Origin of the sequence: Phenylobacterium sp., from assembly GCF_028290885.1 — a bacterium.
GTDB lineage: Bacteria > Pseudomonadota > Alphaproteobacteria > Caulobacterales > Caulobacteraceae > Phenylobacterium.
Window position 1 is genome coordinate 1 of sequence record NZ_JAQGIZ010000060.1, and the last position, 13,065, is coordinate 13,065.

A 13,065-nucleotide genomic window follows, 5' to 3' on the forward strand; every position below is an offset into this window, starting at 1 on the left:
CCAGGCGGATCGGGACCGAAGGGTCCTTCTCCGAGGGCTTCAGGATGAAGGCGTTGCCGACCGCGACGGCGATGCCGAACATCCACATCGGGATCATCGCCGGGAAGTTGAACGGGGTGATGCCGGCCGCGACGCCCAACGGCTGGCGCATGGAATAGACGTCGATTCCCGGACCGGCGCCCTCGGTGTATTCGCCCTTCAGCGCATGCGGGATGCCGCAGGCGAACTCGATGACTTCGAGCCCTCTTTGGATGTCGCCCTTGCTGTCGGCGATGACCTTGCCGTGCTCCGCGGAGAGCATCTCGGCCAGTTCGTCCATATTGGCTTCGACGAGGCGCTTGAAGTCGAACATGACGCGGGCGCGGCGCTGCGGGTTGACCAGCGCCCAGGTCTGCTGGGCGCGGACCGCCGAGGCCACCGCCGCACCGACCTCGCTGATCGTGGCCAGCGCCACGCGGGCCTGCACCTCGCCGGTGTTGGGGTTGAAGATGTCGCCGAAGCGGCCGGAGGTTCCTTTGACGGACGCGCCGTCGATGAAGTGGGTGATTTCGCGCATGGCGGCGTTTTAGGCCTTCCGCTGCGGGGCGCAAACCCAGTGTCGCCCTTCGCCGGGAGATGTTTTTATCATTCCGTTAGGACGCCTCTAACCGAACCCGGCCTAGGTTTGCTCATCCCGCCCAAGGGAGTTCGGAGAACCCGATGTCCGTAGCTGCAATCTCGGGGCCCACGCTGCCCCCGCCCGTCACGCCCATCCGTCCGGTCACGCCTGCGCCGACTCAGGCCGCCAAGACGGACAATGATGGTGACAGCGACAACGGAGCACCAGACCTGCGCGCCTCGACGCCCCCGGGCGTCGGCGAAAACCTCGACATCAAGGTCTAGCGCGCAGCCGGCAGCATCCCCGATGGGAAGCATCCCATCGGGTGCTTCCCATCCTCAAATTCCATAGAGATGCGAGCCTTCCGCCTCAGATGGCGAGGGGCGAGCCGCGGCGCCGCCGGCGCAACGCGACGCCCAGGCCCACGAAGCCTGCCAGCATCAACGCCCAGGTCCCGGGCTCGGGTACGGTCGCGGCCACGATGCTGACCGTCCCGGGCGCCAGGCTGGCGCTGGCATAGTGCAGGTAGGTCGGGACGCCCAGGTCCGGCTGGTCGATGATACTGAATGAGCCGGTGGAGTAGGGCGCCAAGCTGCTGCCCAACGACCCCGAGAACGGGTCGCTCAGTGAGCTCGCTCCGAGCAGGGTATAGATGCTCATGGAAAGGCTCGACTCCAGGTCGCCGCCCCCCGCAAAAAAGTAGCCGTAGGTATCCGGAGCGGGGAATATCGTGGTTCCGCTGGCCATCGACACGTCGCCCAAGCTGTCCATCGAGAAGCCGAGTGTCACACCCTCCAGCGTCAGGGTCGCCGCCAGGATCGGCGAGGCGAAACCACCGGGCCAGTAGTTGGTGCCGCCAGCCCGCTCATCGAAGCTCGGCGGGGAGGAGAAGCCGGTGCTCCCAAGGGCCGTGTCGTAGCGGAAGGTGGCGACATAGCTCAGGCCGCTGAGGTCGACCTTCGAGCCGAACTCGCCCGTGAGGTCCTGGCCCTGCGTGACCGTGCCGGTGTAGGTCGCCACCATGACGGTGGCCGAGGCGGGTTGGGCAAGGGCGATGAGGCCGGCCGATGCGGCGGCCGCGAGCAAAGTACAGCGCATGATAAGCTCCCTGAACTAGAGACACGCCGACCTCGCACCACGCTACTGTCAGGCTTCGCCGCCCTTGAACCGGAACGCAGGCGAACGCACAAGCCGATTCGCCCAGCAGGCGTACCCTTGCCCGGAGGCCGGCGGGCGGCGCATCCTTGCGCCCATGACGGTCGCTTCGCCCGCCCGGACGCTGAGCCCTGCGCGAGCCCACGACCACATCGTGGACGTGCTGATCGCCGAGCGCGCGCCGAGGCTGGCCGCGAGCCTCGCATGGCCGTTGCTGCGGCCCCTGCTCTACGGCTTCCTTGACTACGCCAAGGCGCGGCGGATGGCTGACACGATCCGGCGCCTGCCAGGCCGGGCGGCGATGGAGCACGTCTCCAGGTTGCTGAGCGTAAAGGTGTCGGCGACCGGCCTGCAGCGCATTCCCGGGAATGGCCGGCTGATCGTGGTCTGCAACCACCCGACCGGCATCGCGGACGGGATCGCGGTCTATGACGCGCTGAAGGCCATCCGGCCAGACCTGTGCTTCTACGCCAACTCCGACGCCCACCGAATCTCTCCGGGCCTCGCCGACGTATTGATCCCGGTGGAGTGGGTGGTGGCCAAGCGCACGCGCGAGCGGACCCGCGCAACCTTGCAGCTCACCCGCGAGGCGCTGGAGGCCGAGCGCTGCCTGGTGATCTTCCCGGCCGGCCGACTGGCGCGGCGCCGGCCCGATGGCCGGTTGTCCGACCTGCCCTGGGCGCCGTCGGCGGTGTCCCTGGCGCGCAGGTACGGGGCGCCGATGGTCCCGATCCATGTGGCTGGGCCTTGGTCGGGCCTGTTCCATTTCTTCAACCGCTTCTCCTCGGAGCTGCGCGACGTGACGCTGTTTCACGAGCTGCTGAACAAGCGGGGCCGGGGGTTCGCGCTGATCGTGGGCGGTCCCATCGCGCCGGAGGCGCTGGAGGGCGAGCCTGCGGAAGCCATCGCGCGGCTGAAGGCCTTCGTGGAGATCGGCCTGCCGGCCGATCCGGACCGGGCCTTCGCATGATCCTGGAGGACGAGGCGGCCACGGCGCGGCTTGGCGCGGCCATCGCCGGGCGGCTGCAGGCGGGCGAGACGGTATGCCTGTCGGGTCCGCTGGGCGCCGGCAAGTCCACCGTGGCGCGGGCCCTCATCCGCGCCCTGACCACGGCGGACGAGGAGGTCCCTTCGCCCACCTTCACCCTCGTCCAGTTCTACGAGGGCCTGCGACTCAAGATCGCCCATTTCGACCTCTACCGCCTCTCGAACCCCGACGAGGCCTTCGAGATCGGTCTCGACGAGGCCCTGGACGAAGGTGCAGCGGTGATCGAATGGCCGGAGCGGCTGCAAGGGCGGCTTCCGGCGAATCGGCTGGACGTAGAGATTGCGCTCGATAAGGCCGGCCGCAGCGTGCGGCTGACGCCTCACGGCGCGTGGGAAGGCCGCATGAAAGGGATTGCGAGTTGAACCCCGAGCGGGAGGCGCAGAAGGCCCGGTTCCTCGCGGACCACGGCCTGGCGACGGCGCGGCGAGAGCCGCTGGCCGGCGACGCCTCGACGCGCAGCTATGAGCGGTTGCATCCTGCGGGCGGCCCGCCCCTGATCCTGATGGACCAGCCGCCGGTGCTGGAGAGTCCGGTGTGCCCGCCCGGTGCGACTCCCAGCGAACGCCTGGCCCTAGGCTACAACGCCGCCGCCAGGCTGGCCGCGGGCTCCATCGCCGCCTTCGTGACCACCGCGGCCTATCTGCGCGACCATGGCCTGTCGGCGCCCCGGATCGTCGCTTTCGACGTCGATGCTGGCCTGGCGGTGCTGGAAGACCTCGGCGACGCCCTGTTCGCCACCCTGATCGCGAAGGGCGAGCCGGAAACCCCGCTCTACGAGGCCGCCGTGGACGTGCAGGTGCAGCTGCACGAACAGCGACCGCCCGACATCCTGCAGGCCGAGGGCGTGGCCTGGCCGCTGCTGACCTACGACAGCCTGGCGCTGAAGGTGGCGACCGACACCTTCCTGGAATGGTGGCCGAAGTTCGCCGGCCTGCCGCCGTTCACCGCCGGGGCGGTGGCCGAGTGGGACGCGCTCTGGGCGCCGATCTGGGTGCGGGGCGAGGCGGGCGCCAGCGTGTTCTGCCATCGAGACTACCACGCCCAGAACCTGCTCTGGCTGCCGGGCCGCGCCGGCGCGGCCCGCGTCGGCCTGCTGGACTTCCAGGATGCGCTGCGGGCGCATCCCAGCTGGGACCTGACCCACCTCCTGCAGGACGCCCGCCGAGACGTTTCGCCGGAGCTCGAAACATCGATGCTGCAGCGCTACCTGCGTGCGCGGCCCGCCATCGACCGCGAGGCTTTCCTGGCGGACTACCGTGCGCTCGCCGCCTCCAACGCCGCGCGCATCCTCGGCCGCGTGTTCGCCCGCCAGGCGCTGCTGGGCCGGGCGCAGTACAAGGCCTTCATGCCGCGCACTTGGCGCTACCTGGAGCGTAACCTCGGCGATCCGGAGCTAGGCGGGCTGAAGGCCTGGTTCGACGGCCACGTGCCCGCCGAGGCGCGGGCGTGAGCAAGGTCGGGCCGAAGACGGCGATGGTGATGGCCGCGGGTCTCGGCACCCGCATGCGGCCGCTCACCGACGCCATGCCCAAGGCGCTGATCGAGGTGGCCGGCAAGCCGCTGATCGACTTCGTGATCGATCCCCTGGTGGCGGCCGGGGTGGAGCGGATCGTGGTCAATGTGCATGCCTTCGCCGATCAGCTGGAGGCCCACCTGCGCCGCCGGACGGACGCGGAATACCTGATCTCCGACGAGCGCGCGGGCCTGCTGGAGACCGGCGGCGGGGTGAAGCACGCCCAGGCGATGCTGGGCGACGCGCCGATCTTCGTCTGCAACAGCGACTACATCTGGCAAACGGCCGGGGAGCCGGCGCTGACCACCCTGATCGAGGCCTGGGACCCGGCGCGGATGGACGCCCTAGTGGTGGTGATTCCCAAGGCCCGCACCCAGGGATTCGATACGCCCGGCGACTTCTTCCAGGCCGCCGACGGACGGCTGACCCACCGCGGCGACCGCGCCGAGGCGCCGCTGCACGCCTTCGGCATCGAGATCCTCGATCCCCGGCCGGTCTACGCCGACCGGCGTGAGCGGTTCTCGCTGCGCGACATCTGGTTCGCCTCCGCCGACCAGGGCCGCCTCTACGGCCTGCAGCTCGACGGCCTGTGGATGCAGGTCGGCGACCCGGCCGCGCGCGACGCCGCCGAAACACGACTTCGGGCGAGACTGGCGTGAGCGCCTTCTACGAACGAGCCGGACCGCGCTGGTACAACATCCCGGCGCACCGGCCGTTCGCGGAGGACCTGGCGCGGGGCCTGTTCGAAGCGTTGAGCCCGCTGGGCCCCGAGGCCCTGGCCGACGCGGTGGTGCTGACGCCCACCCGGCGCGGGGCCCGCGCGCTGGCCGACGCCTTCATCAAGGCGTCCGGCGGCCGTGCGGTGCTGCCGCCGCAGATGCGGCCGTTGGGCGACCTGGAGGCCGGGGAACCGCCCTTCGAACCGGGCGACTTGGCTCTCGACCTCCCCGCCGCCATCGAACCCCTGAAGCGGCGCTTCGAGCTGACCCGGCTGGTGGCGGAGCTGGAGCCGCTGCTGCCCGGAGGGTTCGCGACAGCCTCGGCCGCCCTGGAGCTGGCCGACGCCCTGGGGAGGTTCCTGGACGGGCTGCAGATCGAGGAGGTCGAGGTCGGCGACCGGCTGGCGGGACTGGTGGACGCCGAGCTGGCGGAGCACTGGCAGGTGTCGCGGCTTTTCCTCGAGACCGCGCTCAAGGCTTGGCCGAGGCGACTGGAGGCGCTGGGGGTCGTCGACGTCAGTGAGCGGCGCGTGCGCCTGCTGCGGCGCCTGGCCGAGCGCTGGACCGCGGCCCCGCCGGAGGGCGTTCTGGTGGCCGCGGGCTCGACCGGCACGGCCAAGGCCACCCGCGACCTGCTGATCGCCGTCGCCCAGGCGCCGCGCGGCTGCGTCGTGCTGCCAGGCCTCGACCAGGACCTCGCCGACAAGGCCTGGGCCAAGGTCGACTTGCAGCATCCGCAGGGCGCGCTTCGCCGCCTGCTCGACCGGGCGGGGATCGGCAAGGACGAAGTCGCGCTCTGGCCGGCCTCGATCCGGGCGGAGTCGGCCGGGCGCTGGCGGCGGCGGATCGTCAACGAGGCGCTCCGGCCCGCCGAGGAGACCGCCGACTGGCTGCAGGTGATCGCGGCCCTTCGCAAAGAAGGAGCCAAGGACGGCGTCGATCCGATCGCCGAGGGCCTGAAGGGCCTCTCGCTGGTCAGCGCCGGCAACGCGGAGGAGGCCGCCACCGCCGCGGCGCTGCTGCTGCGCGAGGTGCTGGAGACCCCGGACCGGACCGCCGCCCTGGTCACTCCCGACCAGGTGCTGGCCCGCCGCGTGACCGCCAAGCTCGCCCGCTGGGGCGTGGTCCCGGACAGCTCTGTCGGCGAGAGCCTGGCCGGCTGCCGATGCGGGGCGCTGGCGGGACTGGCGGCCCGGGCGGCGGTGGATCCGGTCGATCCGGTGACCCTCCTCGGCCTGCTCAAGCACCCGTTCACGCGGCTAGGCGACGCCGAAGACCTGGAACGCGCGGCGCTGCGCGGGCCGCGGGCGCGCAGCTGGGACGAGCTGAAAGTCCGCCTCTCCAAGAAGGCGCCCCAGGCCCTGCCGCTGGCGGAGCGCCTGGAGGCCATCGTCGCAAGCCTCGCCTGGACCGGCGAGCTGGACTCACCGGCGCAGGCGGCGCGGCGGACCGCGGCCGCCATGGAGGCGCTGGCGGCGGGCGGCGAGGGCGAACTTTGGGCCGGGCATGGCGGCGAGGCCATGGCGCGGCTGCTGGGCGCGCTGGTGCAGGATGGCGACGACCTGCCCCAGGTGACGCCGCGCGGGTTCGCCGACCTGCTGGGGCGGCTGATGGAGGGCGAGATGGTGCGCACCGGCGGTGCGACCCACCCGCGCCTGCGCATCCTGGGGGCCATCGAGGCGCGGCTGGTGCGCGCCGACCGCCTGGTGGTGGCCGGGCTTGAGGAAGGCGTCTGGCCGGGCGGCGCGCCGCTCGATCCCTTCCTGTCACGTCCGATGCGCGAGGCGCTGGACCTACCCTCGCCGGAGCGGCGGATCGGGCTGGCGGCCCACGACTTCGCTCAGGCCGCCTGCGCGCCGGAGGTGATTCTGCTGCACACCGAGCGCCGCGAAGGCGCGCCGTCGGTGAAGTCGCGCTGGCTCTGGCGGCTTGAGACCCTGGCGCGCGGCGCCGGACTGGAGATTCCGGGCCGCCCCGAGGTGCTGGCGTGGGCCCGTGGCTTGGACGAGCCCGGCGCCTATCGTCCCGCCAAGCGGCCCGCGCCGAGGCCGCCGGTGGCCGACCGGCCGCGCGAACTGGCGGTCACCCGTATCGAGTCCCTGACTCGCGACCCCTACGCCGTCTGGGCGCGGGACATCCTGCGGCTCTACCCCGTGAACCGGCCCGACGAGGCGGCGGACGCCCGGGCGCGCGGGACGGCGATCCACGCGGCCTTCGAGCGGTTCGCCGAGGCCTATCCCGCCGAACTGCCCGCCGGCGCCGCAGCTGCGTTCGCCGGCCTCTACCTTGAAGAGCTGGAGAAAGCCGGCCTGCCGCACGAGGCCATGGCGCGCGAGGCGGCCCTGGCGGCCGAGGCCGCCGAGTGGGTCGCTGAGCTGGAACACGAGCGCCGCGACGGGCGCGCGATCCATGTGGAGCTGAAGGGCGAGCGCACGATCCAGGCCCCGGCCGGCCCGTTCAAGGTCACCGCCCGCGCAGACCGCATCGAGGTCACCGCCGAGGGATTCGGCCACATCATCGACTACAAGACCGGGAAGGCGCCCTCGAAGAAGGAGGTCGCCACCGGCTTCTCCCCGCAGCTTACCCTGACCGCTGCGATCCTGCAGGCGGGCGGATTTCCGGAGCTGGGGCCGCTGGCGCCCGGCGACCTGACCTATCTGGAGATTACCGGCCGCAAGCCCGCGGGTAAGGTCGAGACCCGCGCGGCGGCGGGCGACGAGAGCGCCGAGGCCGCCGCCAAGGCGCTGGTCGGCCTGGCTGAACTGGTCGGGCGCTTCGACGATCCCGCCCAGCCCTACCTCTCACGGGTCGCGCCGCAGTTCGTGAAGGCGCGGGTGAGCGACTACGACCACCTGGCCCGGGTGTTCGAATGGTCGACCAGCGGCGAGGAGGGTGAGGAATGACCCTCGACCTGATCGTCCCAAAGGCCGTAGCCGGCGACCCGCAGCGGATCGCCGCCGACCCCAGCCTCTCGGCCTTCGTCACCGCCAACGCCGGCTCCGGCAAGACCAAGACCCTGATCGACCGGGTGGCCCGCCTGCTGCTCGCCAAGGCCCGGCCGGAAACCATCCTTTGCGTCACCTACACCAAGGCCGCGGCCTCGGAGATGCAGCGCCGGCTGTTCCAGGTGCTGGGCTCCTGGTCCGTGGACGATGATGCGAAGCTGCGGCGGACGCTGGGCGATCTGCAGGACCGCGCGCCCCAGGCGTTCGACGCGAGCGAGCTCTCGGAGGCGCGCAGCCTGTTCGCCAAGGCGCTGGAGACGCCCGGCGGGCTGAAGATCCAGACCATCCACGCCTTCTGCGAGAAGCTGCTGCGGCGCTTTCCGCTGGAGGCCGGCGTCTCGCCGGGCTTCCGCGTCATGGACGATCCCGCGTCCGCCGCGGTGGCGGAGGCGGCGCGGCGCTTGGTGGCCAGGCTGGCGATGAGCGGCGTGACCGACGTCGCCGACGCCTACGCCCGGATGTCGGTGGCCCTCGACTTCCAGAGCTTCCAAGCGATGTTCGCCGACTTCGAGGCGCGGCGCGGGGCGCTGTCGGACTTCCTGGCGCGTGAAGGCGGCCTCGATGGGGCGATCGGCTGGGCCTGGCGCGCGGTGGACGTGCCGCGCGGCGCGGACCCTGAGGCGCTGGGCGCCGAGGCCATGGCGCGAATGGACCGCGGCCTCTGGCGCGAGGCGGCCGAGGCGCTGCGGCTGGGGACAGCGACCGACCAGAAGTGCGCCGCGCAGATCGCCGCCGTCGCCGGCGACCCGGACGCCGCTTTCGAGCAGGCGCTTGCTGTCTTCTTCACCGACAAGGGTGAAGGCGACGGGGTCAAGTGGATCGGCAAGACCAGCGGCCTGAAGGCCCACGAAGGCCTGCGGCTGCGACTGCTGGCGGAACAGTCGCGCCTCGACGCCGCCCGCCAGCGCGTCCGCGCCGCCCAGATCGCCATCGACACCGGCTACGTCCTGACGCTCGCCAACGCCTACCTGACTGCCTACGACATGGAGAAGCGATCCGCCGGCGCGCTCGACTTCGCCGACCTGATCGAGAAAACCTGCCACCTGCTGCGCGACCGCCCGGCGGCGTCCTGGGTGCTTTACAAGCTGGACGGCGGCATCGACCATATCCTGGTGGACGAGGCGCAGGACACCGCGCCCGACCAATGGACCATCGTCGACGCGTTGACCGAGGAGTTCTTCTCCGGCGCAGGGGTCCGCGGCGAGGCCCGCGTGCGCGACCTGTTCGTGGTCGGCGACGAGAAGCAGTCGATCTATTCCTTCCAGGGCGCGCGGCCGGAGCTGCTGCTGCGCAAGTTCGAGTTCCACCGCGATCGGGCGACCGGGGCGGGCTTCCGGTTCGAGCGGGTGGACCTGCTCACCTCCTGGCGCTCGACGCCGCAGGTGCTGTCGTTCGTGGACGCGGTCTTCGCTCCGTTGGAGCTGGCCGGCGCCATCCAGCCGCGCGACGAGCCGGAGCCGGTGATCCACAAGGCGGTGCGCCACGACCACGCCGGCTGCGTCGACGTCTGGCCGCTGGAGGTCGAGAAGAAGGGCGAGGAGCGCGAGGCCTGGGATGCGCCGCTGGACGCCGAGCCGGAGGATAGCGCCAACCGCCGCCTCGCCCGCCGGATCGCCGATGAGATCAAGGCGCTGATCGACCGCGGCGAAGCGGTCTTCGACAAGGACACCAAAGCCTGGCGCCCCGCACACGCGGGCGACGTGCTGATCCTGGTGCGCCGCCGCCGGGCGTTGTTCGAGGAGATCCTGCGGGCGCTGAAGCACGCCGGGCTTCCCGTGGCCGGCGCGGACCGCCTGGCGCTCTCCGAGCACATCGTCTTCGACGACCTGACCGCGCTCGCACGGTTCGTGCTGTTCCCCGCCGACGAACTGACGCTGGCCGCGCTGCTGAAGAGCCCGTTCTGCGGGCTCGATGACGACAGCCTCTACGCTCTGGCCCATGGCCGCAAAACCGAAGGCCTCTGGCCGCGGCTGCAGCGCCGCGCGGCGGAGCGGGCGGATTGGGCGGAAGCCTGCGCCTTTCTCACCCGCACGTTGGACGAGGCCCGCCAGCAGCGACCGCTCGAGTTCTATATGCGCCTGCTGGGCCAGGCGGGCGCCGATGGCCGCTCCATGCGCCAGCGCCTGCTGCGGCGGCTGGGCGCGGAGGCGCAGGACGCCCTCGACGAATTTCTCAACCAGGTGCTGGCCGCCGAGGCCCGTGGCGTCCACGACCTCGAGCGCCTCGCCGCCGAACTCGCCGGCTTGGACATCACCGTCAAGCGCGAGATGGACGCCGAGCGCCCGGAGGTGCGGGTGATGACCGCCCACGGAGCCAAGGGCCTGGAGGCGCCGATCGTCTTCCTGCCGGAGACCACGCTCACCCAGACCCAGCGGGGCTCGCCGCTGATGCGCGCCGGCCGACCGGGCGACGAGGGGTTCCTGTGGTGCTCGGCGGCCGCGAAGGACTGCGAGGCCACCGCCAGGGCCCGGGAAGAGCGCGCGCGGCGCGAGCAGGACGAGGCCTACCGCCTGCTCTACGTGGCGCTCACCCGGGCGCGGGACCGGCTGGTGCTCTGCGGACGGGTGTCCGACCGCACCGATCCGGCGAAGCTGGCTGGATGGTGGGGCGCGATCCGCGACGCGCTCAGCCACGCCGACATCGCCCCGACCGTTCGCCAGGTGGCGAACGGCGACCTGCAGGTCCAGCGGTTCGGGCCCGATCCCAGGACGCTGGACGGCGCCAGCGCGGTCCGGAGGGCAGCTACGGCGCTGCCCGCCTGGACCGGCGCGCCGGCGGCCCCGGAGGCCTTCGCCCGCTACGCGTCGCCCTCGGACCTGGGCGAGGGCGCGCAGGTGGCGGCGCCATCGCCGCTGGCGGCCGCAGGCGGCCTCGGACGCTTCCGGCGCGGCGACCTGATCCACAGGCTGTTGCAGCTGCTGCCGGATATCGCTCCGGAGGCGCGCGCCGAAGGAGCCCGCTCGCTGTTGGCCCGCGAGCTCGACCTGACCGGCGTCCAGCGTGCCGAGATGAGCGCAGCGGCGCTGTCGGTGCTCGACGACGCCAGCTTCGCCGAGGTGTTCGGGCCGGGCAGCCGCGCCGAGGTGGCGATCGCGGGCTCGGCCGCCGCTTTGCCCCACGGCCTGAAAATCTCCGGACGCATCGACCGGCTGGTGGTGCTGCCCGGCCGGGTCCTGGTAGCCGACTTCAAGACCAACCGGCCGAGCCCGGCGCGGATCGAGGACGCCGATCCGGCCTATCTGCGGCAGATGGCGATCTACGCGGCGGTCCTGGCCGAGGTCTTCCCAGGGCGGGCGATCGAGGCCGCGCTGGTCTGGACCGACGGGCCCAAGCTGATGCCGGTCCCAGAAAACTTGCTGTCCCAAGCCCTTGCCGACCTTGGCCGCAACAGTTGATACAAGGGCGGCGCCCCCCTACATCGGCGGGTCAAGAGGTGTCAGCCCCAAGTTGTGGAAGCCGCTGGCGCGCAAGGAGATTTCCATGAGCACCGTGAAGGTCACCGACGAATCCTTCGAAAAGGACGTCCTGCAGGCCGCCGGCCCCGTCCTGGTCGATTTCTGGGCCGAGTGGTGTGGCCCCTGCAAGCAGATCGCCCCGGCCCTCGAACAGATCGCCGACGAATTGAGCGGCAACGTCACCGTGGCCAAGCTGAACATCGAGGAAAGCCCCACCACGCCCTCGCGCTACGGCGTGCGCGGCATCCCCACCATGATGCTGTTCAAGGGCGGCCAGATGGCCTCCATGAAGGTCGGCGCCATGCCCAAGCAGAAGATCCTGGAGTGGCTGAGCGAGGCCGGCGTCGCGGCCGCGGCTTAGGACTCATCCCTCCCCATTTTGGGGAGGGTGGCCGAGGCGAAGCCGAGGTCGGGTGGGGAAGTGTGGGCCGGAGTTCCGAAATCAGAGCTTGAACGCGACTTCCCCACCCGTCTCGCTGCGCTCGCCACCCTCCCCGGAACGGGGAGGGATGATCGCTAAGTCGGCCAGGTTTCCGGCGACATCGCCAGCACCTCGCCGGCGAAGTGCAGGCCGCCACAGATCAGTACGTGCGGGGCGGGACCTGACCCGTCGAGCGCCTTGCGCAGGCCTTCCGTCACATCGGTCACCGGCTCGGCGGCGAGGCCCGCCAGGCGCGCGGCTTCCGCCAGGTCGCCGGGGGTGGCGGCGTTCGCCGAGTCGAAGGTGGTGGTGAACACCTTCGGGTGCATCTCGGCGAAGGGACGGAAGTAGCCCTCGGCGTCCTTGCGGGCGAACATCCCGGTCACCAGCACCAGCGGGCGCGGATCGCGGTCGACGAGGCGCGACGCGGCTTCCGCCAGCGCCCGGCCGGCGTGGGGATTGTGGCCGCCGTCGAGCCAGAGGTCCGAGCCGCGCGCCTTGGCGAGCCCGGCCAGCGGGCCCTTGGTCAGGCGCTGGAACCTGGCCGGCCATACCGCCGAGGAGACGCCGTGGCCCAGGTCGTCCTCGCCGATGTCACGGTCGAAGGTCAGGGCCGCCGCCACCGCCAGGCCGGCGTTCTCGAACTGGTAGCCGCCGAACAGGCTAGGCGCCGGCAGGTCCAGCAGGCGGTCCGGCATCTGCACCATCAGCCGGCCGCGCTCCTCCCAGGCGTCGAAGTCGCGGCCCATCAGGAACAGGGGCGCCATGCGGTCGTCGGCCTCCCGCTCGATCATCTCCAGCGCCTCGTCGGGCTGGCGCGCGACCACGGCGGGACGGCCGCGCTTGATGATGCCGGCCTTCTCCCAGGCGATCTTGGAGAGCTCCGGCCCCAGCATCTCCAGGTGGTCGTAGTCCACCGGCGTGATCACGCTGACCGCGGGGGATTCGAAGATGTTGGTGGCGTCGAAGCGGCCGCCCAAGCCCACCTCGACGATGCAGAGGTCGGCGGGGGTCTCGGCGAAGGCCTCGATGGCGAGAACCGTGGTGATCTCGAAGAAGCTGATCGGCTCGCCGGCGTTGGCCGCCTCCAGCCGGTCGGTGAGCTCATTGAGCTTGTCGTCGCTGATCAGCTCTCCGGCGATGCGGATGCG

Annotated in this window: 11 protein-coding genes; 8 read left to right on the forward strand and 3 right to left on the reverse strand. The window is 71.5% G+C overall.

Features of this window, described 5'->3' with window-relative positions:
• The coding region (locus tag JWP28_RS04895) for an aldehyde dehydrogenase family protein (RefSeq protein ID WP_299540613.1) at positions 1-556 on the reverse strand (556 nt) is incomplete at its 3' end.
• Positions 557-699: 143 nt separating this feature from the next.
• Between JWP28_RS04895 and JWP28_RS04900 the strand changes: the two genes are divergently transcribed.
• On the forward strand, positions 700-882 hold the full coding sequence (locus JWP28_RS04900) for a hypothetical protein (protein ID WP_299540616.1): 183 nt from the start codon (positions 700-702) through the stop codon (positions 880-882).
• Between the two features lie 85 nt (positions 883-967).
• On the opposite strand, the gene JWP28_RS04905 is transcribed toward JWP28_RS04900, so the two are convergent.
• Complete coding sequence (locus JWP28_RS04905; RefSeq protein ID WP_299540619.1) at positions 968-1,696, reverse strand: PEPxxWA-CTERM sorting domain-containing protein; 729 nt, start codon at positions 1,694-1,696, stop codon at positions 968-970.
• A 154-nt stretch (positions 1,697-1,850) separates the two neighbouring features.
• On the opposite strand from JWP28_RS04905, the gene JWP28_RS04910 reads away from it, so the two are divergent.
• The 7 genes from JWP28_RS04910 to trxA all read left to right on the forward strand — a co-directional run bounded on the left by JWP28_RS04910 (position 1,851) and on the right by trxA (position 11,854).
• Positions 1,851-2,723 carry a 1-acyl-sn-glycerol-3-phosphate acyltransferase gene (locus tag JWP28_RS04910; RefSeq protein WP_299540621.1) on the forward strand — a complete coding sequence of 291 codons (873 nt, stop codon included), beginning with the start codon at positions 1,851-1,853 and terminating at the stop codon, positions 2,721-2,723.
• Positions 2,720-3,163 (forward strand): tRNA (adenosine(37)-N6)-threonylcarbamoyltransferase complex ATPase subunit type 1 TsaE, encoded by a 444-nt coding sequence (tsaE, locus tag JWP28_RS04915; RefSeq protein ID WP_299540624.1) that lies wholly within the window; start codon positions 2,720-2,722, stop codon positions 3,161-3,163. Before JWP28_RS04910 ends, tsaE begins: the two co-directional genes overlap by 4 nt.
• Positions 3,160-4,251: an N-acetylmuramate/N-acetylglucosamine kinase AmgK gene (amgK, locus tag JWP28_RS04920; protein WP_299540626.1), complete on the forward strand. Its 1,092-nt coding sequence runs from the start codon at positions 3,160-3,162 to the stop codon at positions 4,249-4,251. The genes tsaE and amgK overlap by 4 nt, the downstream gene beginning before the upstream one ends.
• A complete protein-coding gene (locus tag JWP28_RS04925; protein WP_366143783.1) occupies positions 4,248-4,973 on the forward strand; it encodes a nucleotidyltransferase family protein in 726 nt (241 codons plus the stop codon). The genes amgK and JWP28_RS04925 overlap by 4 nt, the downstream gene beginning before the upstream one ends.
• The gene (gene addB / locus JWP28_RS04930) at positions 4,970-7,936 is read left to right on the forward strand and encodes a double-strand break repair protein AddB (protein WP_299540628.1); all 2,967 of its coding nucleotides are present in this window, start codon (positions 4,970-4,972) and stop codon (positions 7,934-7,936) included. Before JWP28_RS04925 ends, addB begins: the two co-directional genes overlap by 4 nt.
• Positions 7,933-11,433 carry a double-strand break repair helicase AddA gene (addA, locus tag JWP28_RS04935; RefSeq protein WP_299540630.1) on the forward strand — a complete coding sequence of 1,167 codons (3,501 nt, stop codon included), beginning with the start codon at positions 7,933-7,935 and terminating at the stop codon, positions 11,431-11,433. Before addB ends, addA begins: the two co-directional genes overlap by 4 nt.
• 85 nt (positions 11,434-11,518) lie before the next feature.
• Entirely contained in the window at positions 11,519-11,854 is a 336-nt protein-coding gene (trxA, locus tag JWP28_RS04940; RefSeq protein ID WP_299540633.1) for a thioredoxin TrxA, read from the forward strand.
• A gap of 155 nt (positions 11,855-12,009) precedes the next feature.
• Here the strand turns inward: trxA and JWP28_RS04945 are convergent.
• Positions 12,010-13,065 (reverse strand): bifunctional folylpolyglutamate synthase/dihydrofolate synthase (locus JWP28_RS04945; protein ID WP_299540636.1); only part of this gene is annotated, 1,056 nt, incomplete at its 5' end.

Excerpts from the sequence above, each read along its gene's own strand:
- JWP28_RS04905 (WP_299540619.1), bottom strand. The coding sequence starts at position 1,696 with ATGCGCTGTACTTTGCTCGCGGCCGCCGCATCGGCCGGCCTCATCGCC.
- JWP28_RS04910 (WP_299540621.1), top strand. The coding sequence starts at position 1,851 with ATGACGGTCGCTTCGCCCGCCCGGACGCTGAGCCCTGCGCGAGCCCAC.
- addA (WP_299540630.1), top strand. The coding sequence starts at position 7,933 with ATGACCCTCGACCTGATCGTCCCAAAGGCCGTAGCCGGCGACCCGCAG.
- JWP28_RS04900 (WP_299540616.1), top strand. The coding sequence starts at position 700 with ATGTCCGTAGCTGCAATCTCGGGGCCCACGCTGCCCCCGCCCGTCACG.
- trxA (WP_299540633.1), top strand. The coding sequence starts at position 11,519 with ATGAGCACCGTGAAGGTCACCGACGAATCCTTCGAAAAGGACGTCCTG.
- tsaE (WP_299540624.1), top strand. The coding sequence starts at position 2,720 with ATGATCCTGGAGGACGAGGCGGCCACGGCGCGGCTTGGCGCGGCCATC.